Origin of the sequence: Streptomyces sp. NPDC003456, from assembly GCF_042878735.1 — a bacterium.
Classification (GTDB): domain Bacteria; phylum Actinomycetota; class Actinomycetes; order Streptomycetales; family Streptomycetaceae; genus Streptomyces.
This window is the reverse complement of sequence record NZ_JBIAOK010000006.1, coordinates 34,803-57,425: the sequence shown is the minus strand read 5'-3', so window position 1 is coordinate 57,425 and position 22,623 is coordinate 34,803. Positions and strand designations below refer to the sequence as shown.

Genomic DNA, 22,623 nt, shown 5'->3' with positions numbered 1-22,623 from the left:
CCGGGCCGGTGTCGGCGGGACGCACCGGGTGTTCTGCCTGGGCAGACCGGTGGCGCGCGGGCCGGGGGCCGCCCCGCGGCCGCCGGGCGGTGATTCCCGCCACGTCCTCGCAGGTACCCGCTCAGGCGGGGGTGTCGTCGGGTTCGTCGTCGTCGTTCTCGGCGAGGACGGGGGAAGCGTGGTGCGCCCAGAGCTTCCACCCCTGGGGCGTGCGCCGGTACACGTTGGTGGCGACCACGAGCTGCCCGACGAGGGGGCCGAGCTCCTCGTCGCCCTCGGGGGCGGGGCCGCCGCTGAGGATGTTCTCGGTGCAGGTCACCAGGGCGGTGTCGCCGGTGACCGAGACGTGCACGTCGGTGAGGAAGAACTGGATGTAGTCGGTGTTCGCCATGATCAGGGCGTAGGAGCGCAGGACCTCGCCGCGGCCGGTGAGCACGGGCCAGCCGGGGTGCACGCAGGAGACCACGCCGGCGTCGGCGGGGTCGTGGTAGGTCTCGTCCACGCCCAGGTCGGAGGGGGTCAGCCAGAGGGAGGCGAGCTCCTCGAAGTCGCCGCGCTCCAGTGCCTCGTAGAAGGCCGTGTTGGCGGCCTCGACCTGCTCGACGTCGGTGTGCGGGGCGCTCACCGCTCGCCTTCCGCGCCGGTGCGGGCTCCCTCGATGGCGCGGGCGACCCGTACGGCGTCCGCCGTGGCGCGGACCTCGTGCACGCGCACGGCCCAGGCGCCGGCCTGCGCGGCGAGGGCGGAGACGGCGGCGGTGGCGGCGTCGCGCTCGCGGGCGGGCGGGGGCGCCGCGTCGGGGCCGGCCAGGACGCGGCCGAGGAAGCGTTTGCGGCTGGCGGCGACGAGTACCGGGTGGCCGAGGCCGAGGACCCGGTCGAGGCGGGCGAGCAGGGCGAGGTCGTGCTCGGCGTCCTTGGAAAAGCCGAGGCCGGGGTCGACGATGACGCGGTCGGCCCCGATGCCGCCGGCCAGGACGGCCTCCACGCGGGCACGCAGTTCGTCGACGACCTCGGTGACGACGTCGGCGTAGGTGCCGCGGACGTTGCCGCCCTCCAGGAAGCCGCGCCAGTGCATGACGACGAAGGGGGCGCCGGCGTCGGCCACGGCCGGGATCATGCGCGGGTCGGCCAGGCCGCCGCTGACGTCGTTGACGAGGGCGGCGCCGGCGGCGAGGGCGCGGGCGGCGACGGAGGCGCGCATGGTGTCGACGGAGACGGTGACGCCCTCGGAGGCCAGGCCGCGGACCACGGGGATCACGCGGCGCAGTTCCTCGTCCTCGTCCACGCGGGTGGCGCCGGGGCGGGTCGACTCGCCGCCGACGTCGACCAGGTCGGCGCCCTCGGCGACCAGTTCCAGGCCGTGCTTGACGGCGGCCGTGGTGTCGAAGAAGCGGCCGCCGTCGGAGAAGGAGTCGGGGGTGACGTTCACGACTCCCATGACCGCGCAGCGGTCCTTGTCCGGTAGGCCCGCCACGCGCCCGCGTCCGCTCTGGTTGCTCATATGTTCAGCGTAGGCCCAGGCGGGGGCGGGCCGGTGCCGCGGTCGGGTGCGGCGGCCCCCGGGCGGGCTTCCCGGGGTCCTGGGCGGGGCCGCGGGCTCAGGCCGCGCGGACGTGGTGGTCGGTCCGGGCGCCGTGGGCGCAGGGGCGGGGGGCCGCCGGGCGGCGGCGCAGGAAGCGCGGCAGCGGCAGGGCGAGGCTGACGAAGCCCTCGGCCTGCAGGGCGGCCAGGCCGATGCGGGGGAGGTCGGCGGAGGCCCGGTAGACGACGAAGCGGGGTTCCCAGCGCGGCTGGAACTTGGCGTTGAACTTGTACAGGGACTCGATCTGGAACCAGCGGGAGAGGAAGACCAGCAGTCCGCGCCAGGCGCGCAGGACCGGCCCGGCGCCGATCTTCTCGCCGCGGGCGAGCGCGGCGCGGAACATGGCGAAGTTGAGGGAGACCCGCTCGATGCCGAGGCGGGGTGCGGCCTGCAGGGCGGCCACGATGAGCAGTTCGTTCATGCCGGGGTCGGCCGAGCGGTCGCGGCGCATGAGGTCCAGGGAGGCGCCGTCGTCTCCCCAGGGCACGAAGTGCAGGACCGCCTTGAGGTCGCCGTGGGGTCCCGGCCGCTCGTCGGCCTTGTGGGCGGTGGCGACGAGGCAGTCGCCGTCGGCGGGGTCGCCGATGCGGCCCAGGGCCATGGAGAAGCCGCGCTCGGTGTCGGTGCCGCGCCAGTCGTCGGCGGCGCGGCGGATGCGCTCCAGTTCGGCCTCGCCGAGGTCACGGACGCGTCGTACCCGGGTTTCGTAACCGGCGCGCTCGATGCGCTTGACCATCTGCCGCACGTTGCGCATCGCGCGGCCGGCCAGGGAGAAATCCCTGACGTCCACCACCGCCTCGTCGCCGAGTTCGAGGGCGTCGAGCCCGGTCTCGCGCGTCCACACCTCGCCGCCCGTCTCGGAGCAGCCCATGACGGCGGGGGTCCAGGAGTGGGCCCTGGCCTCGTCCATGAACCGTTCGATGGCGCCGGGCCAGGCCTCGACGTCCCCGATGGGGTCGCCGCTGGCGAGCATCACGCCGGAGACCACCCGGTAGGTGACGGCCGCCTTGCCGCTGGGGGAGAACACGACGGCCTTGTCGCGGCGGAGCGCGAAGTGGCCGAGGGAGTCGCGGCGCCCGTGGTGTTCCAGCAGGGCGCGCAGGCGCGCCTCGTCCCGCTCGGTGAGCTGTGCGGCCGGGTGTTCGGGGCGGAAGGCCAGGTAGACGGTGGTGACGGCGGTGAGCAGGCCGAGGGCGCCGAGGGAGAAGGCGACGGTCCAGGAGGTGTCGCCCCGGTAGTCGACGGGCCCCTCGAACCCGAAGAGGCCGTAGATGACGTGGGTGATGCGGTCGGCCAGGCTCGGGTCGCCGAGCATGCGCCCGGGGTGGACGCTGACGACGAGCAGGCCGAGCAGCAGCGAACCGGCGCCCATCAGGACGAAGTTGGCCAGGGCCCGCCAGCGGCTGCGCGGGTCGGGCAGGGCGTCGAACTGGTCGCGGTGGCGCAGCAGGGGGGCCAGCAGGGCGAGGGAGAGCAGGACGCCGGCGAGCGAGTGCCGGTAGGTGAACTGGGCGACGGCACCGGCGGGGAGGAGGATCACGGCGGCCCGCCAGGCCCGGCGCTTGCCGCGCTTGAGTCCGTGGGCGAGCAGGAGCAGCAGGACGCCGGTGCTCAGGGACAGGGCGGCCGCGAACGGGCCGAGGGCGCCGGGCAGGACCTCGGCGAGGGCGTGCATCCGGCTGTGCCGGAAGCGGGGGAAGACACCCGCGGCGATGTCCAGCAGGCCCACGAGGGCGCAGGCCCTGCCGACCAGGACGGGGACGGCCCCGGGGCGTGGGCCGCGCAGTGCCCGGCCGATCCGGCCCGTGCGCGCGGGGCCGCCCCGGCGGGTCGGAACCTGGCCCGACATTTCCTCATCTGTCCTGACAGACATCGCATCCCGTAGTTCTGCGAGAGACCTTGGATCCGGGCCCGATTCGGGCATCCGGCGACATTGCGCCCTCTAGGACGGTGTCTCGGAGGGAGAGGTTCACTCCCCACGTCAAAGCCGTCCCCAAGGCGGAGGAAAGCCCGGGGCAACCTCTCGTGAAGGCCTGATCGCGGGCGGTGCCGGGCCCGGAGCGCGAGCAGGTGACCGACCCATGGGTCTGACGAGTGACGGGGTACTGGCGGTGGCGGTGCTGTCGGCCGTGCTGCTGTTCGCCGGGACGATCGGGCTGTGGCCGCGGCTCGCCCGGCGTTCCTGGGGCGCGGTGACCGGGCGGGCCGGCCTGCTGCTGGCCACGCAGCTGGTGCTGTTCGCGGCGGTGGGGCTGGCCGCCAACCGGGCGTTCGGCTTCTACGCGAGCTGGGCGGACCTCTTCGGGCAGGAGAGGGAGCAGGGTGTGGTCGTCGACCACACGCCGGGGCGCGGGCCGTTGCGGGTGGTCGGCTCGCGGCACGTCCCGGGTGCGGCCGGGGACCCGGCCACCGCGGGCCGGATCGAGCGCGTGGACGTCGTCGGCAGGACGACCCGGATCGCCTCGCCCGCCTATGTCTATCTGCCACCGGAGTATTTCCAGCCGCGTCACCGCACCCGGACGTTCCCCGCGGCCGTGGTGCTCACCGGCTATCCGGGCACGGCGTCGGCCCTGGTGGACAAGCTCCACTATCCGCGCACGGCACTGGAGTCGGCCCGGGCGGGCCGGACACGGCCGATGATCCTGGTGATGCTGCGGCCGACGGTGGCCCCGCCCCGGGACACGGAGTGCGTGGACGTCCCCGGCGGGCCGCAGACCGAGTCCTTCTTCGCGAAGGACCTGCCCGACGCCCTGCGCGGTCACTACCGGGTCACCGGAAAGCCGGGCGGACTGGGCATCGTCGGCAACTCCACGGGCGGCTACTGCGCGTTGAAGATCGCGCTGCACCATCCCGGGGTGTACGGCGCCGGGGCGGGTCTGTCGGCGTACTACACGGCGCCGATCGACGCCACGACGGGTGATCTCTTCCAGGGCGACGAGGCACTGCGCCATCGCGCCGACCTGTGGTGGTACCTCGGCCACAGGCCTGCTCCCGACACGTCTTTGCTGGTCACCACCAGCAAGAAGGGCGAATCCAACTACCGGGACACCCTGCGGTTCATAGACCGCGTGAAGGGCACCGGGAGGACCCGGATCTCCTCGATCGTCCTCGAAAGCGGCGGGCACAACTTCAACACCTGGCGGCGCGAGATTCCCGCGGCCTTGGAGTGGTTGGACGAGCGCCTGAACGGCCCCCGTAAATGATCTTCGTAAAGGGGCGAAGAGTCGATTCCGCTTGCTTCGGAGTTCTGATGCCGCGTGAGTCTTACGGTATGGCTTTGTTTTTGCGGGGTGACTCTCCACGATTCGCCTACGCGCGGTAAGTTTCTGGCCATGCCACGTGGACGTCATCGCCATTCCCCGCCCTTGCACAGGCTGTTGCCCCCGTCGGCGATCGCAGGCGTCTCCCTCGTCTGCGCCCTGGGGCCCTGGGTGTTCTCGGAGCCGGTGGTGCTCCGCGCGCTGGCCGCCGCCGCGGCGGCGACGGCGGTCGTGGGTGCTGTCGTGCTGCGCCACTGGGACATCCAGGCGGGCAAGCGCGTCGCCGACCTCGTACGCGCGCGTGCGAGCGACGAGTGGCGCTTCGAGGAGCGGGTCGCCGAACTGGAGGCCGACCTCGAGGAGTCGCGCGAGCTGCGCGCGAAGCTGGAGCAGCGGCTGCGCGCCAAGCGCACCGAACTGGCCGGTCTGCGCAACGAGCACGCGGCGCTGCTGCGCCGGTACGCCACCGCCGAGAGCGAGCGCGCGAGCGTCCTGGAGGACCGCCGGGTGCTGGAGATCGAGGCGACGGCACCGGTGCGGGCCGCGCTGCCCGCGGGCGCGGCGGACGCCCCCGCCGCGCCGGCCGAGGTGCCGGCCGAGGTGCCGGCCGAGGTGCCGGACGCGGCCGCCGCCGAGGAGGAGACCGCGCCTCCCGCGGTGTTCTCGCCCGAGGGGTCCCGGCTGTTCCTGCGGGCGGCGGCGGCACTGGCCCGGTTCGACGACGGCGAGAAGGTGCCCGACCCGGACGGCGGCGGTGACGGCGACGGCGACGGCGGGCCGAAGGGCCGCGACGCGCAGGAGGGGCCGGAGGCCGAGCAGGACGGGCCGGAGGCCGAGCAGGACGGGCCGGAGGCCGAGCGGGGCGCACCGGTGGGTGGGCAGGACGGGTCGGAGGCCGAGCAGGACGGTCCGGAGCGGGAGCGGCCGGCCGCGCGGGACGAGGCGCGGGAGAAGCCCGCGGCCGCCGACGGGCACGGGCACCGGCAGGCGACCGCCGCCGGCGCCGCGCAGGACGGGACCGCGCACCTCCCGCAGCAGGCCGGGCCCGGCGGCGACCGGCTTCCCGAGCGGGCCGGGCGGACGCCCTCCGGGCACTACACCGTGCCGACCGCCGTGGCCGTCGCGCCGCAGCAGCCGGTGCGCCGACCGGTGGCCGAGGGCGGGTTCGACTTCTTCGGCACGAAGAAGGGCACGTCGCCGGCCGACCTGGAGGCGGTGCAGAACGAGGACCTCGCCGACGTCGTCGGCCAGGAGGCGCTCGCCCTGCACAAGGCCGAGACCGAGGCCCGGTTCAAGCCGGCCGACGAGGAGTCCCGCGGCATCGGCCAGGTCATCGACCTGACGGCCCACGACGAGACGGAGCAGATCGACCTGAAGGGGCTGCGCAGCGCGGTCTCCTGACCCGACGGTCCGCACTGCACGAAGGCCCCCGGCCACGGCCGGGGGCCTTCGCGTTGCCCTGCCCTGCCGAACGGGTCGACGCGGCAGGCGGGTTGGCGGGGGAGGGGCAGGCCGGGTCGGTCGTCCGGTGGCCGGGCCCGGTCGTGCCGGCTTGCTGATCCGCGGTCGGGGTGGGTCAGGTCCGGTGCGTCATCCAGCGGTCGGGGCGGGCGTCGCGGCGGCCCGTGCGGGAGCGCTCGGCCTGCGCGGCCAGCAGCACGCGTGCCTCTGCGGCGTCCCGCAGCCGTGCCGTCACCGTCTTGCCCGCGCCCGTGTCCACGTGCACGTCCGCCACGCCCCTGGCCCGCTCCCACGGCCCCTGCGACAGCCGTACGCTCTGCACCTTGGCGTGCGGGACCAGCGCGAGGGTGCGCCGCAGCAGGCCGGAGCGGGCCGCGAACACGGCGTCCGTGACGGCGAGTCCGTAGCCGCGCCACCACACCGGCACGCACCAGCGGGCGCGGCGCGGGGAGGGCGACACGGCCGCCGCGTCCGGCACGGTCACCCCGGGCAGCACGCGGGTGACGACGTCCTCGGCGATCGCGCGCGGGGCGACCGGCAGCAGCACGGAGTTGGCGGAGCCGGCCACGTCCAGTTCCACCCGGACCCAGCCCCGGCGCCGCCACAGCAGCGGTTCGACGATGCGCACGGTCTGCACCCGGCCCGGCGGCACCGTCTCGTGCGCCCGGTCCAGCAGCCCGTGGTCGATGCGCAGTCCGTCCGGGGACTCGCCGACCGTCCAGTCGTACTCGGTGACGAACCGGCCCACGCTGCTCGCGCCCGCCGCTCCCAGCAACGGCAGGGCGACCGCCAGGACCGTCCACAGGCTGTGGGTGACCAGCCACACCACCGGCGGGACGACGAGCGCCGCGGCCAGCGTCCCCCAGGTCGCGCCGGTCAGCAGCAGGGACACGGCCAGCACGCCGGGCGGCACGCGCGGCAGCTGCCGGGAGGGCGCCTCACCGACCTCGTGGGCGGTCTCGGGGGCGAACCCGGCCGCCCGGGCGAGCAGTTCGGCGCGCAGCGCGCGGGCGTCGCCGTCGCCGAGGAAGGCCAGTTCGTCCTTCTTGTCGGTGCCTACGACGTCGAGTTTCAGCTTGGCGACACCCGCGACCCGGGCGAGCAGCGGCTGGGTGACGTCGATGGCCTGGATCCGCTCCAGCCGGATGTGCGCGGTGCGGCGGAAGACGAGCCCGGTGCGGATGCGCAGCTCGGTATCGGTCACCGCGAAGTGGGTGAACCACCAGGAGCAGAAGCCGTAGAGGGCGGCGGCCGGGACGAGGACGGCGAGACCTGTGAGCAGGGTGGTGGTGGTCAGCCGGGACAGGTTGCGCTGGGCGCCGTCGGGGTCGTGCACGGCCCAGCCGACGAGCACGGCGATCGGCGCCCAGGCGCGGCGCAGCGGCGTGACGGGGTGCAACCTCCGCTCGGCGGAGCCGGTGCCGTCCCGGCCGTTCCCTGCCGATGCGTCGCCCACCGAGGCGTCGCCCGCCGGACCGTTCCGTGCCGGACCGTTCCGTTCCGGGCCGTTCCGTTCCGGGCCGTTTCGTGCCGGACCGTTCGCCGTCGCGTCGTCGCCCGTCGGGGCGTGGTCGGCCGGGCCCTGTCGCGCCGGGTCGTTCCCGCGCGGGTCCGTCCCCGTCCCGGCGGCTCCCGGCGGCGTCACAGTCCCGCCGATCGGGCCTCGCCCAGCTCGGTGAGGCGGTCGCGCAGGCGTTCCGCCTCGGCCGGGTCCAGGCCGGGGATGGTCGCGTCGGTCGCGGCGGCGGCCGTGTGCAACTGCACGCTGGCCAGCCCGAAGTGCCGTTCGACGGGCCCGGAGGTGACCTCGACCAGCTGCATGCGCCCGTACGGCACGACCGTCTCCTCACGCCACAGCACACCGCGGCTGATCAGCAGGTCGTCGGCGCGCTCGGCGTAGCGCCAGGAACGCCAGTTGCGTTCGATCATCACCCAGCCCCACACGGCGAGGGCCAGCGGCGGCAGCGCGAAGGCGGCCCAGGCGGGCCCGGCCAGCAGCCCCGGCACGAGTCCCGCCGCGAGCGTGATCAGCCCGAGCCAGACGACCAGCAGCAACCGCCGCATCCTCAGCAGCCCGGGCGGCAGGGCGATCCACTCCGGCTCCGCCGCCCCGCCGGCGGCCGGTCCGGCCGCTCCGGTGGAGCCGTTCGCCCCCGTCGTGCCCGTCTCGTGCGGGCTCCCCGTCTCCATGAGGCCAGCGTACGTACGAGAGACTGTGTCCATGACTCCTACGACGGAGACCACGGTCGGAATCGGCGGCGCCGCGGAGAGCACCGACATGGTGCTCAACATCGGGCCGCAGCACCCGTCCACGCACGGCGTGCTGCGGCTCAAGCTCGTGCTGGACGGCGAGCGCATCACGCACGCGGAGCCGGTCATCGGCTACATGCACCGCGGCGCGGAGAAGCTGTTCGAGGCGCGTGACTACCGTCAGATCATCATGCTCGCCAACCGCCACGACTGGCTGTCGGCGTTCTCCAACGAGCTGGGCGTGGTGCTCGCCGTGGAGCGGATGCTCGGCATGGAGGTCCCCGAGCGGGCCGTGTGGCTGCGCACGCTGCTCGCGGAGCTGAACCGGGTGCTCAACCACCTGATGTTCCTCGGCTCGTACCCGCTGGAGCTGGGCGGGATCACGCCGATCTTCTACGCCTTCCGCGAGCGCGAGGAGCTCCAGCACGTGATGGAGGAGGTCTCCGGCGGGCGGATCCACTACATGTTCAACCGCGTCGGCGGCCTCAAGGAGGACCTGCCGGCCGGCTGGACCGCACGCGCGCGCACGGCCGTGGCCGACGTCCGCTCCCGCATGGACCGCTTCGACGACCTGGTCCTGGGCAACGAGATCTTCCGGGGCCGCACCCGCGGCGTCGGCGTGCTGTCCCCGCAGGCCGTGCACGCCTACGGCGTCAGCGGGCCGATCGGCCGCGCCTCCGGCGTCGACTTCGACCTGCGCCGCGACGAGCCGTACCTCGCCTACGGCGACCTGCGGGACACCCTGAAGGTCGTCACCCGGCAGGAGGGCGACTGCCTCGCCCGCTTCGAGTGCCTGCTGGAGCAGACGCACAACGCGCTCGACCTGGCCGACGCCTGCCTGGACCGGCTCGCCGAGCTGCCGCCCGGGCCGGTCAACCAGCGGCTGCCGAAGGTCCTCAAGGCCCCCGAGGGCCACACCTACGCCTGGACCGAGAACCCCCTCGGCATCAACGGCTACTACCTGGTCAGCAAGGGTGAGAAGACCCCGTACCGGCTGAAGCTGCGCTCGGCGTCGTACAACAACATCCAGGCGCTGACGGAGCTGCTGCCGGGGACGCTCGTGGCGGACATGGTGGCGATCCTGGGGTCGATGTTCTTCGTCGTCGGCGACATCGACAAGTAGGGGCTCACCGGGGGAGCGGGTCGGCGACGCCCACCGGCTGCACCAGCCAGCCGAAGTCGCCCAGCCCGCCCTGCGCGGTCAGCTCGGCGGCCTCTCCGGCGCCCGCGAGGGCGCGTACGTATCCGGCGGGGTCGGTCGAGGCGAGCGCGAGCGGCGGGCGTGCGCCGGTCACGCCCAGGGCGTGCAGCGCCTCGCGCTGGGGGAGCAGCCGTCCGCCGGGCAGCGCGCAGGCGTCCAGGGCGACATGGGCGGTGAGGTCGCAGGAGCCGTCCGGCACGGGCGCGGTCTCCCGGCCGTCCCGGAAGCCGGTCAGCGTCCCGTACGGCGGCCGTGCGTCCGCGGTGTGCGCGTAGTCCACGGCGACGGCGAGCCCGCGCCGCAGCGTCCCGGCCGCCGAGGCCCACGCCTCGTCCCGGGGCAGTCCGATCTCGGCGCGCAGACCGGGCTCGCCGGGCAGCGGCCACCAGCGCTCCAGCCAGCGGGCCTCGGCCCCGGCGACGGGCTCCCCGAGCCGTTCGGCGCCGTCCCGCCGGACCTGGACCAGCCGGGCGGTGCCCGTGCCGTCCACCTCCGCGACCTCGACGGGCACGTTGTCCAGCCATTCGTTGGCGAAGAGCAGCCCGGTCGCCTCCCCGGGAGGCTCGGCCGACCACTCGATCCGGTGATCGAGTCCCGGGGGCCGTCCGGCGACCTCGACGGCGTGGGCGCGCGTGCGGGCCGCCACCTCGGCGGGCAGCGCGGCCAGGACGCCGGCGGCCAGTTCGCCCCGCCCGGCCGCCATGTCGACGAAGTCCAGCGTCCCGGGCCGGCCCAGTGCCTCGTCGACGTGGCACAGCAGCCGCGCCACCGCCCCGGCGAACAGCGCCGAGGCGTGCACCGACGTGCGGAAGTGCCCGGCGGGGCCCGCACCGGCCCGCCGGTAGAAGCCCCCCGGCGCGTACAGGGCCTCGTGCGCCGCCGCACGCCACCCGCGCCACTCGTTGCCGGTTCCCGTCGTCACCGGCCCAGGCTATGCGCACACAACGCACGCAACTCCACCTTGCGGAGTACGCGCGCCCGGTCCGGATCGGCCCTCCGGTTGACCCCTGCACCTATTCCGCTTCCCTACGCTGGGTTACGTGCAGCGCCTCTATGACTTCCTCCGCAGGCACCCGATGTGGGTCGACGGCTTCTGGGCCGTGGCCCTCCTCGGGATCTCCGTGGTCGGAGGGGCGACGGGCGTCTTCGGGCCCCCCGCCGCCGCCGTCCCGCTCACGGTGCTGCTGTGCCTGGTGGTCGCCCTGCGCCGCCGCATGCCGGAGAAGATGCTGCTGCTGGCAGCCGCGGTCGGGGTGGCCCAGCTGATCACCGACGTGGAGATGAGCCCCGCCGACTTCGCCATGCTGGTGATCGTCTACACGGTGGCGGCGGAGGGCGCGCGCTGGGCCTCGCGCTTCGCGCTGGGCGCCGGGCTGTGCGCCGCCCCGGTGGCCCATCTGCGCTGGCCGAACGAACAGGACAGCGTCGCGGCCGGCATCGCCGCGGCCGTCTTCATGACCGTGCCGTTCGCGCTGGCCTGGGTGCTGGGCGACTCCATCCGCACCCGCCGGGCCTACTTCGCGCAGCTGGAGGAGCGGGCCGCCCGGCTGGAGAAGGAGCGCGAGGCGCAGTCCAAGGTCGCTGTCGCCGCCGAACGGGCCCGCATCGCCCGCGAGTTGCACGACGTCGTCGCGCACAACGTCTCGGTGATGGTGGTCCAGGCCGACGGCGCCGCCTACGTCCTCGACGCCGCCCCCGACCAGGCCAAGAAGGCCCTGGAGACCATCTCCTCCACCGGCCGCCAGGCCCTCGCCGAGATGCGCCGACTGCTCGGCGTGCTGCGCACCGGGGAGCACCAGGAGGCCGGCGAGTACGTGCCGCAGCCGGACGTGCAGCAGATCGAGGACCTCGTCGAGCAGTGCCGCGGGTCGGGCCTGCCGGTCGACTTCAAGGTCGAGGGCACGCCCCGGCCGCTGCCCAGCGGCGTCGAGCTGACCGCCTACCGCATCGTGCAGGAGGCGCTCACCAACACCCGCAAGCACGGCGGGCCCAACGCGGGCGCCAGCGTGCGCCTGGTGTACTTCGACGACGGTCTCGGCCTGCTCGTCGAGGACGACGGCAAGGGCGCCCCGCACGAGTTGTACGAGGAGGGCGGCTTCGACGGCCAGGGCCACGGCCTGATCGGCATGCGCGAGCGGGTCGGCATGGTCGGCGGCACCCTGGACGCGGGCCCGCGCCCCGGCGGAGGATTCCGGATCAGTGCCCTGCTCCCGCTCAAAGCGGCGCACTGATGCCGCCGCACGCCCCTCGCTGACACCTGTCACGCCGTGGGACATGCCCCGATCTGCCCCGCTTTTCCACCCTTGAGAACCGTCATGACGACACGGAAGAGGCCCCGATGACGATCCGCGTGATGCTCGTCGACGACCAGGTGCTGCTGCGCACCGGGTTCCGGATGGTGCTCGCCGCCCAGCCGGACATGGAGGTCGTCGCGGAGGCGGGCGACGGCGTCGAGGCCCTGCAGGTGCTGCGCGCGACCCAGGTCGACGTGGTCCTGATGGACGTGCGCATGCCGAAGCTGGACGGGGTGGAGACCACGCGCCGGATCTGCGCGGACACCGACCCGCCGAAGGTCCTGATCCTGACCACGTTCGACCTCGACGAGTACGCCTTCTCCGGGCTGAAGGCGGGCGCCTCCGGCTTCATGCTGAAGGACGTGCCGCCGGGTGAGCTGCTGGCCGCGATCCGGTCGGTGCACAGCGGTGACGCGGTCGTCGCCCCCTCCACCACGCGGCGGCTGCTGGACCGCTTCGCGCCGATGCTGCCGAGCACCGCGCAGCAGCCCCAGCACAAGGAGCTGGAACGGCTCACCGACCGGGAGCGGGAGGTCATGGTGCTGGTCGCGCAGGGCCTGTCCAACGGCGAGATCGCGGCCCGCCTCGTCCTGTCCGAGGCGACCGTGAAGACACACGTGGGCCGCATCCTGACCAAGCTGGGCCTCAGGGACCGCGTGCAGGTCGTCGTGCTGGCCTACGAGACGGGGCTGGTCCGGGCGGGCGGACACGGCTGAGCCTCCCCCGCGGGCGGGCCCGTCGGGTGCGGGCTACCCGCGTGTCCCGGGCAGCCGAACCGGCCGCTACCTCAGGATCCCCTCCAGGAACTCGCTGCCGAGCCGGGCCACCACCGTCACGTCCAGCTGGTGCAGGACGTAGCGCCCGCGGCGGCGCGTGGTGAGCAGGCCCGCCTTCTTCAGCAGGGCCAGGTGCCGCGATATCTCCGGGGCCGTCATGCCCAGCACCTGCGCCAGCTCGCCCGTGGTGTAGGCGCTGCGGGCCAGGAAGCGGCAGATGCGCATGCGCACCGGGTGGGACAGGGCGGTCATGCGCAGCGCCAGCTGGTCGAGGCTCGGCGGGGCGGCGAGCTCGGGGGAGCCCACCGGGTAGTGCAGCACCGGCCGCCAGCCGTACCGGTGCAGGACCATCAGGTGCGGCCAGCCCAGGCTCGTCGGCACGAGCAGCAGCCCGCCGTCGCCCGCGGTCGTGGCGTCGTCGCCGCCCAGTTTGTCGACGGTGAGCCGGGTGCCCGTCGCGTCGAGCGTGATCGCCCGGGACACCGCGGCCAGCATCCCGGGCAGGCCCTTGTGCCGCAGCAGGTCCGTCTTGTGCCGGGCGTCGGCGGCGAGCTGGTGGCGCAGCCGGCCCCAGGCCTCCGCGAAGAACGCCTCGTCGCAGTCCCGCAGGAACTGCCGCAGCCAGGCGCGGATGGCGGGCGGGTCGGTCAGCAGCCGCTCGGTGAAGCGCAGTTGCTGCGGCCCGCGCGCGGCGGCCAGCTCCAGCGCCCGGCGGCGCACCCCGGGGTCGGACAGCGGGGTCGGCCCGCACGTGCCGTAGCCGACGGCGCAGGTGAACTCCAGCGCCGCGTCGACGAACTGCTCGTCGGACAGCTTGTCGAGCTGGTCCAGCTCCTCGGCGAGCGTGCCGCCCGGCAGCGTCCCGGCGTCCGGCAGACCCGCCCACGGCATGAACAGGTCGGAGAACGTCGACCGCCACAGGAAGTCGGCCTCGCACATCCGGTCGGCCAGGTGCGGGTCGAGCCGCGCGCTCACGCCCGTCACCCAGCCCTGCAGACCCGGGTGGTGCGCGGGCTCGGACAGCGCGTGCAGGGCCATGCCCAGCTCGGCCAGCGGCGAGGGGACGACGGCGACCCTCTCCGGCCGCAGCCCGGCGATGTCGATGTGCACGCTCATGCCCTCATGGTGCACCCCGCCACCGACAGCGCCCCCGTCGATTGACGGCCGCCGTCAATCGACGCGACGGCGCTCCCGGAGCGGGCGCACGGTGGAGGCACCGGGGCAGCCGCGGAGCCTTCGGACCTCCCTCATCCCGTCCCGCAGAGGCGATCCACCATGAGCATCACGCAGCAGTACCTCCTCGACACCTACCGCGCCCGCTCCCTGGGCGACGCCGCCCCGCCCGCGCCCGGCGCGCACGACCGGCAGGCCGTGCGGGAAGGGCGGGGCGAACGGCGGTTCCGCGCGGTCCTGGCGGGACGCCCGGTCCGCCACCCCGTCCGGGACGCCCTGGCGCGGTGGCGCAGGCACCCCGCCCGGCGCGCCTGAGCCGCCCGGCGCGGCTACGGCCGCCCCGGCAGCCGGGACGCGAACTCGGCCACCGCCGCCTTCACGTCCTCGGCGGTCCACTCCAGCCCGGCGGCCCGCACGTGCACCTCGGTGTACGCGAGCCCCGGGCCGCCCCGGACCCAGCCGGCGCCGAACATCACCACGCCCGTCTCCTCCGCCGTCCGCACCGCGGCCTCGGCGGCGACCTCCGCGTCCCAGGGCAGCCACACCTGGAAGTCGTGCGTGTGCGGCACCTCCGGGTGCACCCGCGCCCAGGGCAGCCCGGCCGCGGCGAGGCCCTCCCGCAGGGCGGCGGCCACCACGCGCGCGTGCGCCACGTACTCCGGCAGCCGGGGCAGCTCCCGCTCCAGCCCGGCGAGCACCGACAGGACGGTAGGGAACTGCTGGAAGACCTGGCCGCCGTAGCGGTGCCGCCACACCTTGGCCTCCTCCACCAGCGGCCTCGGGCCGGCCAGGGCGGCGCCGCCGAACGCCTCCAGCGACTTGTAGAACGACACGTAGACGCTGTCGGCCAGGCCCGCGATCTCGGCCAGGGGCCGGCCGAAGTGCACGGTGGACTCCCACAGCCGGGCCCCGTCGAAGTGCACCACCGCGTCCCGCTCCCGGGCGGCCTCGACGACCCCGGTGAGCTCCTCCCAGGACGGCAGCACGAAACCGGCGTCCCGGAGCGGCAGTTCCAGCATCAGGGCGCCGAAGGGCTCCTCGAAATCGCGCACCTCGGCGGCGGTCGGCAGCCGCGGCTCGCTCGTCACGCGCACCGGGCGCAACCCGCCGACCTCGCGGAACGCGTTGCGCTCGTGGACCTCGGGGTGGCTGAGACCGTGCAGGGCGACGGTCGGGGAGCCGGTGCGTCCCGCCCAGCAGCGCAGGGCCACCTGCTGGGCCATCGTGCCGGTCGGGAAGAACGCGGCGGCCTCCGTGCCGAGCAGCCCGGCGACCTTCTGCTCCAGGGCCTCGACGACGCCGTCGCCGTACAGGTCGGACGGCTCGTCCAGGTCGTGGAGCCCGTCCGCCTCCCCCAGCTCCGCCAGGCGCTCGCGGAGGGTGCGGTGGAAACCGAAGCGGGCGAGCACCCGCCGTGCGCCGCGGTGGGCGGCCAGCCGCCGCTCCCGCAGCCCCGGTGCCTGCTCCCGCGCGTCCTCGTCCCGCTCCCGCGCGTCCTCGTCCCGCTCCCGCGCGTCCTCGTCCCGCTCCCGCGCGTCCTCGTCCCGCTCCCGCGCGTCCTCGCCCCGCTCCCCGTCCGCCGTCGGGTCGTCGTGCTCCGCCATGTCAGTCATGCTCCGGATCCTCCCTCGCGCGGGTGCCGCCGGACACCCGCATTTTCCGCACGCCTGAGCGAGATCGGCGGTCCGGCAGGGCGTACCCGCGGGCGGCGACCGAGGGCTCCGCCCGGTGTGCACAGCCTGTGGACGGCCGGACGTCCCGGGGAACCGATAGCGTTAACATGACGAGAAATCGTCCGGTACCCGGAGCGGACTGGAACGGGAAGGCCGCCGTCGAGTGAACACAACCCCACAGCCAGACCCCCAGGACCGCCCCGCGCGGCTCGCCGTCGGCGTGATCGGCGCCGGCCGGGTCGGACCCGCGCTGGCGGCCTCCCTCCAGCTCGCCGGACACCGCCCGGTCGCCGTCTCCGCGGTCTCCGAGCGCTCCCGGCGCCGCGCCGCCGAGCTGCTGGCCGACGTGCCGGTGCTGCCGCCCGCCGAGGTCCTCCAGCGGTCCGACCTCGTGCTGCTGACGGTCCCCGACGACGCCCTGCCCGGCCTGGTCTCCGGCCTCGCCGAGACCGGGTCCGTCCGGCCGGGCCAGCTGCTCGTCCACACCTCCGGACGGTACGGGGCACGCGTCCTCGACCCGGCCCTGCGCGCCGGAGCCCTGCCGCTCGCCCTGCACCCGGCGATGACCTTCACCGGCACGCCCGTGGACGTCCAGCGCCTGGCCGGCTGCTCCTTCGGCGTCACCGCCCCCGAGGAACTGCGCCTGGCCGCCGAGGCCCTCGTCATCGAGATGGGCGGCGAGCCGGAGTGGATCGCCGAGGAGAACCGCCCGCTCTACCACGCGGCCCTCGCCCTGGGCGCCAACCACCTGGTCACCCTCGTCGCCCAGTCCATGGAACTGCTGCGCACCGCCGGGGTCTCCGCCCCCGACCGGATGCTCGGCCCGCTGCTCGGCGCGGCCCTGGACAACGCCCTGCGCTCCGGCGACGCGGCCCTGACCGGCCCCGTCGCGCGCGGCGACGCGGGCACGGTCGCCGCGCACGTCGCCGAGCTGCGCCGGCACGCCCCGCAGGCCGTCGCCGGCTACCTGGCGATGGCCCGCGCCACCGCCGACCGGGCCCTCGCGCACGGCCTGCTCAAGCCGGAACTCGCCGAGGACCTCCTCGGGGTACTCGCCCACGGGACCGACGGCACCGAAGGGGACGCCCGATGACCACCACCCTGCTGCGCACCGCCGGTGAACTGCACGCACGCGTGCGCACGGGCCGCCGCGCCGTCGTGATGACCATGGGCGCCCTCCACGAGGGCCACGCCACGCTCGTGCGCACCGCGCGCGAGCTCGCCGGGCCGGACGGCGAGGTCGTCGTCACCGTGTTCGTCAACCCGCTGCAGTTCGGCGCGGGCGAGGACCTCGACCGCTACCCGCGCACCCTGGACGCCGACGTCGCGCTGGCCGGGCGGTCCGGCGCGGACGTCGTGTTCGCCCCCGCCGTGGAGGAGGTCTACCCGGGCGGCGAGCCCCAGGTCCGCGTCAGCGCCGGACCCATGGGCGAGCGCCTGGAGGGCTCCTCCCGCCCGGGCCACTTCGACGGCATGCTCACCGTCGTCGCCAAGCTGCTGCACCTCACCCGCCCCGACATCGCCCTGTACGGCCAGAAGGACGCCCAGCAGCTCGCCCTCATCCGGCGCATGGTGCGGGACCTGAACTTCGGCGTGGAGATCGCCGGCGTCCCCACCGTCCGCGAGGAGGACGGCCTGGCGCTGTCCAGCCGCAACCGCTACCTGTCCGCCCCCGAGCGGCGCACGGCCCTGGCCCTGTCCAGGGCGCTGTTCGCGGGCCGGGACCGGCACGCCGCGCAGGAGGCGCTGCGCGCGCGGGCCCGCGAGGTGCCCGCCACGCACGCGCGTGCCGAGGCGCTCAGCGCCCTCGGCGAGTCCCGGGCGGCCGCCGACACGCACGCCGTCGCCACGGCCGCCCCGGGCGGCCCCGCGGCCGTCCGCGCGGCCGCCCGGGCGGTCCTGGACGAGGCCGCCCGCCTCGACCCGCCCCTGAAGCTGGACTACCTCGCCCTGGTCGACCCGTCCGACTTCACCGATGTCGGCGAGGACTTCACCGGTGAGGCGGTCCTCGCCGTCGCCGCCCGGGTCGGCACCACCCGGCTGATCGACAACATCCCGCTCACCTTCGGAACCTTCGGAGCCGCCTCGTGACCACCACAGGCATACGACTGCACGCCCCCGCCCCCGGGTGGTCCCTCACCGCGGACGTGGTCGTCGTCGGCTCCGGGGTCGCCGGCCTGACGGCCGCGCTGCGCTGCGAGGCCGCGGGGCTGAGCACCGTGGTGGTCACCAAGGCCCGGCTCGACGACGGCTCCACCCGCTGGGCCCAGGGCGGCATCGCCGCGGCCCTGGGCGAGGGCGACACCCCCGAGCAGCACCTGGACGACACGCTGGTCGCCGGGGCGGGCCTGTGCGACGAGGAAGCGGTCCGCCTCCTGGTCACCGAGGGCCCCGACGCCGTACGCCGGCTCATCGACACCGGCGCCCGGTTCGACGAGTCCTCCGCGGGCGGCCTCGAACTGACCCGGGAGGGCGGCCACCACCGCCGCCGCATCGCCCACGCCGGCGGCGACGCCACCGGCGCCGAGATCTCCCGCGCCCTGGTCGAGGCCGTGCGTGCGCGGGGCATGCGCACGGTGGAGAACGCGCTCGTTCTGGACCTCCTCACCGACGCCCAGGGCCGCACGGCCGGCGTGACCCTGCACGTCATGGGGGAGGGCCAGCACGACGGGGTCGGCGCCGTCCACGCCCCCGCGGTGGTCCTGGCCACCGGCGGCATGGGCCAGGTCTTCTCCGCCACCACCAACCCGTCGGTCTCCACCGGCGACGGCGTGGCCCTGGCCCTGCGCGCGGGCGCGGAGGTCAGCGACCTGGAGTTCGTCCAGTTCCACCCGACCGTCCTGTTCCTCGGCCCGGACGCCGAGGGCCAGCAGCCCCTGGTCTCCGAGGCCGTGCGCGGCGAGGGCGCCCACCTGGTCGACGCCGACGGCGTGCGCTTCATGGTGGGCCAGCACGAACTGGCCGAGCTGGCCCCCCGCGACATCGTCGCCAAGGGCATCATGCGCCGCATGCAGCAGCGCGGCGCCGAGCACATGTACCTCGACGCCCGGCACTTCGGCGCCGAGATGTGGGAGCGCCGCTTCCCCACCATCCTGGCCGCCTGCCGCGCCCACGGCATCGACCCGGTCACCGAGCCCGTCCCGGTCGCCCCGGCCGCCCACTACGCCTCCGGCGGCGTGCGCACCGACTCCCGCGGCCGTACGACCGTGCCCGGCCTGTACGCCTGCGGGGAGGTGGCCTGCACCGGTGTGCACGGCGCCAACCGCCTCGCCTCCAACAGCCTGCTGGAGGGCCTGGTCTACGCCGAGCGGATCGCCGCCGACATCGCCGGAGCCGCCCTGCACGCGCGCGTGCCGCAGCCACTGCCGCACCCCGAGATCCCCGAGCACCCCCTGCAGAGCCCCGAGGCCCGCCTCACGATCCAGCGGATCATGACCGACGGCGCGGGCGTCCTGCGCTCGGCCGACTCCCTCACCCGCGCCGCCGACCAGCTGGAGCGGCTGCACGCGGACGCCCGGGAGGCCCTCGCCGAGCACGGCAAGACGGCCGAGCCCGGCACCGACACCTGGGAGGCCACCAACCTGCTGTGCGTGGCCCGCGTCCTGGTCGCCGCCGCCCGGCAGCGCGAGGAGACCCGGGGCTGCCACTGGCGCGAGGACCACCCCGAGCGCGACGACGCGGCCTGGCGCCGCCACATCGTCGTACGCCTCAACCCCGACCGCACGCTGGCCGTGCACACCACGGACACCACACACTTCCCTACGACTTGCCCGCCCCAGGCCCCCCAGGAGCAGTGACCGACGTGAGCACCCACGACCTTCCCCTCGCCCCGTCCGGAGGCTGCGGCGACGGCTGCGCCTGCGGCGCGGACGACGAGGCGTACCTGGAGTGCGGACTGGACCCCGCGCTCGCCCAGCTCCTGGCCGACGCGGGCCTCGACCCCGTCGAGGTCGAGGACATCGCCAACGTGGCCCTCCAGGAGGACCTGGCCCACGGCGTGGACGTGACCACCGTCGCGACCATCCCCGAGGACGCGGTGGCCACCGCCGACTTCACCGCCCGCGAGGCGGGCGTCGTGGCCGGTCTGCGCATCGCCGAGGCGGTCGTCTCGGTCGTCTGCGAGGAGGAGCTGGAGATCGAGCGGCACGCCGAGGACGGCGACCGCGTCGAGGCGGGCCAGAAGCTGCTGTCGGTCACCACCCGCACCCGCGACCTCCTCACGGCCGAGCGCAGCGCGCTGAACATCCTGTGCCGCCTGTCGGGCGTCGCGACGGCCACGCGCGCGTGGGCGGACGCCCTGGAGGGCACCAAGGCCAAGGTCCGCGACACCCGCAAGACCACCCCGGGCCTGCGCAGCCTGGAGAAGTACGCGGTCCGCTGCGGCGGCGGCGTCAACCACCGCATGTCCCTGTCGGACGCGGCCCTGGTCAAGGACAACCACGTGGTCGCCGCGGGCGGTGTCGCCGAGGCCTTCCAGGCGGTGCGCGAGCGCTTCCCCGAGGTCCCCATCGAGGTCGAGGTCGACACCCTGCACCAGCTCCGCGAGGTGCTGGACGCCGGCGCCGACCTGATCCTGCTGGACAACTTCACGCCCGCCGAGTGCGAGGAGGCCGTCGCGATCGTCCAGGGCCGCGCCGCCCTGGAGGCCTCCGGCCGGCTCACCCTCGGCAACGCCCGGGCGTACGCGGACACCGGCGTCGACTACCTCGCCGTCGGAGCCCTCACCCACTCCTCGCCGATCCTGGACATCGGCCTGGACCTGCGGCCGGCGGAGTAGGGGAGCGCCAGGGCCATGCTGCTGACGATCGACGTAGGAAACACCCACACCGTCCTCGGCCTGTTCGACGGCGACGAGATCGTCGAACACTGGCGCATCTCCACGGACGCGCGCCGCACCGCCGACGAACTCGCCGTCCTCCTTCAGGGCCTGATGGGCATGCACCCGCTCCTCGGCGACGAACTGGGCGACGGCATCGACGGCATCGCCATCTGCGCGACCGTCCCCTCGGTCCTGCACGAGCTGCGCGAGGTGACCCGCCGCTACTACGGCGACGTGCCGGCGGTGCTCGTCGAGCCCGGCGTGAAGACCGGCGTGCCGATCCTCATGGACAACCCCAAGGAGGTCGGCGCGGACCGCATCATCAACGCGGTCGCGGCGGTCGAGCTGTACGGCGGCCCCGCGATCGTCGTCGACTTCGGCACGGCGACGACGTTCGACGCGGTCAGCGCGCGCGGCGAGTACGTCGGCGGGGTCATCGCCCCCGGCATCGAGATCTCCGTCGAGGCCCTCGGCGTCCGCGGTGCCCAGCTCCGCAAGATCGAGGTGGCCCGGCCGCGCAGCGTCATCGGCAAGAACACGGTCGAGGCGATGCAGTCGGGCATCGTCTACGGGTTCGCCGGCCAGGTCGACGGCGTCGTCAGCCGCGTGGCCCGGGAGCTGGCGCAGGACCCCGAGGACGTCACCGTGATCGCGACGGGCGGCCTGGCGCCGATGGTCCTCGGCGAGTCCTCGGTCATCGACGAGCACGAGCCGTGGCTGACCCTCATCGGCCTGCGCCTGGTGTACGAGCGGAACGTGTCCCGCATGTGACCGCGCGAGCTGCGACCCGGGCGCCCCGGCCCGCCCGCGTCGCAGCCCGCCCGGATCCCCCGGCCCGCCCGAGCGGTGTCGCCACCCCGGGCGGGGGCCCCGGACACCTGCCGGGCACGGCGACGCTGGTGTGTCGCCACCCCGGCCGGACACGGCGACGCGCCTCCGCGCCCCGGGCAGGACGGGACGAGGAAGAGGCGGCGCCCGCCCGCACTGGACCGAGGCCGCCCGCTCCGGCAGCCATCGCCGCCCGGCCCGGGCGCTGAGCCGCAGGCGGCCCGTGCCCGTCCAGGTGGGTGGTCCCCGTCGCCACACCCGTCCCCTATGCGTGATTTGTCTGATTAGCGCGTATGGTCGCCGCATGCCCACGCCCTACGGATCCCGCGGCGGCATGGCGTTCGGCCCGGAGGAGCTGCGTGTGCTCCGCCGCGCTCTCGCCCTCGCCCTCCATCCCGCCCCCGCCACGCCCGACGACGTCCGCGACTGCCTCCGCCTCGCGGAGTCGCTGGACGAGGCCCAGCGGGAGGGAGCCAGGCTGCGCGCCTTCCTCGTGGCCGACCTGGGCCGGTACCGCGCAGCCCTCCCCGGCACCGCGGCCGGCTACCTCACCCTCCTGGACGAGGCCCTGGCCGCCGGCTACCGCCCCGGCCCGGACGACCTCGCCGCCCTGCGCGCCCTGCGCGGCAACCCCGCCGCGGCGGCCCTCTTGGACCGGTGCGCGCCCGCCCCGGCCACCCGGACCGCCCCGGCCGCGGCGCTGACGGCCACCGTCCCGGCGTCCCGCACGCGCGCCCGCACCACCGGTGCCGCCGTGCTCCTGGCCCTCCCGGGCGGCGTCGGCCGGCAGCCCGACAGGAAGCCCGCCAAGCCGGGCCCCGCGAAGCCCGCTCCCGCGCCCTCCCCGGCCCCCGCCCCGGGCACCCCGAAGCCCTCCCGCCCGATCCCCACCCCGGGCGAGGTCTTCCCGCGCCGCAAGCCCGCGCCGCCGCCCCCGTCGAGCCCCCAGCAGCTCGCCGCGGGCTGACGGCTACCCTGGAGCCATGGACTACGTCTCCGCGCTCCTGCCCCCGGTCGTCATGGCCGCGTTCTTCATCGGCGTGATCCGGGTGATCGTGAAGACCCAGGGCGGCGCCAACAAGGCCAAGGAGGACGCGGCCGTGGACGCCGCCCTCGCGCGTACGGACGGCGCCCGCCCGTCCGCCGCGACGCCCCCCGGGGCCGAGGCCTGACCCGCCCCTTCCTCCCACGGCGTACGACTCCACGAGCCCGCTCGACCGAGTCGTACGCCCTTTTTGTTCGTGTTCGCCGCTGAAGCGCACGTCCGCCACGCCATTACCGAGATCTCCCACTATTGTGCTGAG

Annotated in this window: 21 protein-coding genes; 13 read left to right on the top strand and 8 right to left on the bottom strand. The window is 75.0% G+C overall.

The window, feature by feature from the left end; genetic code table 11:
- Nucleotides 1-121 precede the first annotated feature (121 nt).
- The 3 genes from ACFYWG_RS24540 to ACFYWG_RS24530 form a co-directional block, all read right to left on the bottom strand.
- Nucleotides 122-625, bottom strand: a complete 504-nt coding sequence (locus ACFYWG_RS24540) for a nuclear transport factor 2 family protein (RefSeq protein ID WP_376328026.1) — start codon at nucleotides 623-625, stop codon at nucleotides 122-124.
- Entirely contained in the window at nucleotides 622-1,503 is an 882-nt protein-coding gene (folP, locus tag ACFYWG_RS24535) for a dihydropteroate synthase (protein WP_376328024.1), read from the bottom strand. The genes ACFYWG_RS24540 and folP overlap by 4 nt, the downstream gene beginning before the upstream one ends.
- A gap of 97 nt (nucleotides 1,504-1,600) precedes the next feature.
- Complete coding sequence (locus ACFYWG_RS24530) at nucleotides 1,601-3,433, bottom strand: phosphatidylglycerol lysyltransferase domain-containing protein (RefSeq protein ID WP_376328023.1); 1,833 nt, start codon at nucleotides 3,431-3,433, stop codon at nucleotides 1,601-1,603.
- A gap of 232 nt (nucleotides 3,434-3,665) precedes the next feature.
- Here ACFYWG_RS24530 and ACFYWG_RS24525 point away from each other — a divergent pair, with 232 nt between their 5' ends.
- Complete coding sequence (locus tag ACFYWG_RS24525; protein ID WP_385421754.1) at nucleotides 3,666-4,787, top strand: alpha/beta hydrolase; 1,122 nt, start codon at nucleotides 3,666-3,668, stop codon at nucleotides 4,785-4,787.
- A 162-nt stretch (nucleotides 4,788-4,949) separates the two neighbouring features.
- Entirely contained in the window at nucleotides 4,950-6,245 is a 1,296-nt protein-coding gene (locus ACFYWG_RS24520) for a hypothetical protein (protein WP_389203597.1), read from the top strand.
- 175 nt (nucleotides 6,246-6,420) lie between these two features.
- Here the strand turns inward: ACFYWG_RS24520 and ACFYWG_RS24515 are convergent, their stop codons facing one another.
- Both ACFYWG_RS24515 and ACFYWG_RS24510 read right to left on the bottom strand, forming a co-directional pair.
- The gene (locus tag ACFYWG_RS24515) at nucleotides 6,421-7,761 is read right to left on the bottom strand and encodes a PH domain-containing protein (protein ID WP_389203595.1); all 1,341 of its coding nucleotides are present in this window, start codon (nucleotides 7,759-7,761) and stop codon (nucleotides 6,421-6,423) included.
- 185 nt (nucleotides 7,762-7,946) lie between these two features.
- Nucleotides 7,947-8,495, bottom strand: a complete 549-nt coding sequence (locus ACFYWG_RS24510) for a PH domain-containing protein (protein ID WP_383507644.1) — start codon at nucleotides 8,493-8,495, stop codon at nucleotides 7,947-7,949.
- Between the two features lie 31 nt (nucleotides 8,496-8,526).
- Between ACFYWG_RS24510 and ACFYWG_RS24505 the strand changes: the two genes are divergently transcribed.
- Entirely contained in the window at nucleotides 8,527-9,678 is a 1,152-nt protein-coding gene (locus ACFYWG_RS24505; RefSeq protein WP_376328016.1) for an NADH-quinone oxidoreductase subunit D, read from the top strand.
- 4 nt (nucleotides 9,679-9,682) lie between these two features.
- On the opposite strand, the gene ACFYWG_RS24500 is transcribed toward ACFYWG_RS24505, so the two are convergent.
- On the bottom strand, nucleotides 9,683-10,678 hold the full coding sequence (locus ACFYWG_RS24500; protein ID WP_383507641.1) for an SAM-dependent methyltransferase: 996 nt from the start codon (nucleotides 10,676-10,678) through the stop codon (nucleotides 9,683-9,685).
- A gap of 118 nt (nucleotides 10,679-10,796) precedes the next feature.
- On the opposite strand from ACFYWG_RS24500, the gene ACFYWG_RS24495 reads away from it, so the two are divergent.
- Together ACFYWG_RS24495 and ACFYWG_RS24490 are read left to right on the top strand one after the other, a co-directional pair.
- Nucleotides 10,797-11,987, top strand: coding sequence for a sensor histidine kinase (locus ACFYWG_RS24495; RefSeq protein ID WP_383507638.1), 1,191 nt, complete (start codon nucleotides 10,797-10,799; stop codon nucleotides 11,985-11,987).
- Between the two features lie 107 nt (nucleotides 11,988-12,094).
- On the top strand, nucleotides 12,095-12,766 hold the full coding sequence (locus tag ACFYWG_RS24490; RefSeq protein WP_376328012.1) for a response regulator: 672 nt from the start codon (nucleotides 12,095-12,097) through the stop codon (nucleotides 12,764-12,766).
- A gap of 66 nt (nucleotides 12,767-12,832) precedes the next feature.
- On the opposite strand, the gene ACFYWG_RS24485 is transcribed toward ACFYWG_RS24490, so the two are convergent.
- Complete coding sequence (locus ACFYWG_RS24485) at nucleotides 12,833-13,942, bottom strand: DUF5937 family protein (protein WP_389203591.1); 1,110 nt, start codon at nucleotides 13,940-13,942, stop codon at nucleotides 12,833-12,835.
- A gap of 159 nt (nucleotides 13,943-14,101) precedes the next feature.
- Here ACFYWG_RS24485 and ACFYWG_RS24480 point away from each other — a divergent pair, with 159 nt between their 5' ends.
- Nucleotides 14,102-14,314 (top strand): hypothetical protein, encoded by a 213-nt coding sequence (locus ACFYWG_RS24480; protein ID WP_389203588.1) that lies wholly within the window; start codon nucleotides 14,102-14,104, stop codon nucleotides 14,312-14,314.
- Between the two features lie 14 nt (nucleotides 14,315-14,328).
- Here the strand turns inward: ACFYWG_RS24480 and ACFYWG_RS24475 are convergent, their stop codons facing one another.
- Nucleotides 14,329-15,612, bottom strand: coding sequence for a threonine aldolase family protein (locus ACFYWG_RS24475; RefSeq protein ID WP_389203586.1), 1,284 nt, complete (start codon nucleotides 15,610-15,612; stop codon nucleotides 14,329-14,331).
- Between the two features lie 223 nt (nucleotides 15,613-15,835).
- On the opposite strand from ACFYWG_RS24475, the gene ACFYWG_RS24470 reads away from it, so the two are divergent.
- The 7 genes from ACFYWG_RS24470 (at nucleotide 15,836) to ACFYWG_RS24440 (ending at nucleotide 22,491) form a co-directional block, all read left to right on the top strand.
- Nucleotides 15,836-16,765: a Rossmann-like and DUF2520 domain-containing protein gene (locus ACFYWG_RS24470; RefSeq protein WP_389203583.1), complete on the top strand. Its 930-nt coding sequence runs from the start codon at nucleotides 15,836-15,838 to the stop codon at nucleotides 16,763-16,765.
- The gene (gene panC, locus ACFYWG_RS24465) at nucleotides 16,762-17,763 is read left to right on the top strand and encodes a pantoate--beta-alanine ligase (protein ID WP_389203581.1); all 1,002 of its coding nucleotides are present in this window, start codon (nucleotides 16,762-16,764) and stop codon (nucleotides 17,761-17,763) included. The genes ACFYWG_RS24470 and panC overlap by 4 nt, the downstream gene beginning before the upstream one ends.
- A complete protein-coding gene (locus tag ACFYWG_RS24460; protein ID WP_389203578.1) occupies nucleotides 17,760-19,469 on the top strand; it encodes an L-aspartate oxidase in 1,710 nt (569 codons plus the stop codon). Before panC ends, ACFYWG_RS24460 begins: the two co-directional genes overlap by 4 nt.
- A gap of 5 nt (nucleotides 19,470-19,474) precedes the next feature.
- Nucleotides 19,475-20,449 (top strand): carboxylating nicotinate-nucleotide diphosphorylase, encoded by a 975-nt coding sequence (gene nadC, locus ACFYWG_RS24455; protein WP_383507618.1) that lies wholly within the window; start codon nucleotides 19,475-19,477, stop codon nucleotides 20,447-20,449.
- Between the two features lie 15 nt (nucleotides 20,450-20,464).
- Nucleotides 20,465-21,262, top strand: coding sequence for a type III pantothenate kinase (locus ACFYWG_RS24450; protein ID WP_376327997.1), 798 nt, complete (start codon nucleotides 20,465-20,467; stop codon nucleotides 21,260-21,262).
- Between the two features lie 361 nt (nucleotides 21,263-21,623).
- Nucleotides 21,624-22,286, top strand: a complete 663-nt coding sequence (locus tag ACFYWG_RS24445) for a hypothetical protein (RefSeq protein WP_376327995.1) — start codon at nucleotides 21,624-21,626, stop codon at nucleotides 22,284-22,286.
- Between the two features lie 16 nt (nucleotides 22,287-22,302).
- Complete coding sequence (locus ACFYWG_RS24440; RefSeq protein ID WP_376327994.1) at nucleotides 22,303-22,491, top strand: hypothetical protein; 189 nt, start codon at nucleotides 22,303-22,305, stop codon at nucleotides 22,489-22,491.
- Nucleotides 22,492-22,623: the final 132 nt, after the last annotated feature.

Coding starts and splice junctions, on each gene's coding strand:
- folP (WP_376328024.1), bottom strand. CDS start 1,503: ATGAGCAACCAGAGCGGACGCGGGCGCGTGGCGGGCCTACCGGACAAG.
- ACFYWG_RS24530 (WP_376328023.1), bottom strand. CDS start 3,433: ATGTCGGGCCAGGTTCCGACCCGCCGGGGCGGCCCCGCGCGCACGGGC.
- ACFYWG_RS24525 (WP_385421754.1), top strand. CDS start 3,666: ATGGGTCTGACGAGTGACGGGGTACTGGCGGTGGCGGTGCTGTCGGCC.
- ACFYWG_RS24510 (WP_383507644.1), bottom strand. CDS start 8,495: ATGGAGACGGGGAGCCCGCACGAGACGGGCACGACGGGGGCGAACGGC.
- ACFYWG_RS24505 (WP_376328016.1), top strand. CDS start 8,527: ATGACTCCTACGACGGAGACCACGGTCGGAATCGGCGGCGCCGCGGAG.
- ACFYWG_RS24490 (WP_376328012.1), top strand. CDS start 12,095: ATGACGATCCGCGTGATGCTCGTCGACGACCAGGTGCTGCTGCGCACC.
- ACFYWG_RS24485 (WP_389203591.1), bottom strand. CDS start 13,942: ATGAGCGTGCACATCGACATCGCCGGGCTGCGGCCGGAGAGGGTCGCC.
- ACFYWG_RS24480 (WP_389203588.1), top strand. CDS start 14,102: ATGAGCATCACGCAGCAGTACCTCCTCGACACCTACCGCGCCCGCTCC.
- ACFYWG_RS24475 (WP_389203586.1), bottom strand. CDS start 15,612: ATGACTGACATGGCGGAGCACGACGACCCGACGGCGGACGGGGAGCGG.
- panC (WP_389203581.1), top strand. CDS start 16,762: ATGACCACCACCCTGCTGCGCACCGCCGGTGAACTGCACGCACGCGTG.
- ACFYWG_RS24450 (WP_376327997.1), top strand. CDS start 20,465: ATGCTGCTGACGATCGACGTAGGAAACACCCACACCGTCCTCGGCCTG.
- ACFYWG_RS24445 (WP_376327995.1), top strand. CDS start 21,624: ATGCCCACGCCCTACGGATCCCGCGGCGGCATGGCGTTCGGCCCGGAG.
- ACFYWG_RS24440 (WP_376327994.1), top strand. CDS start 22,303: ATGGACTACGTCTCCGCGCTCCTGCCCCCGGTCGTCATGGCCGCGTTC.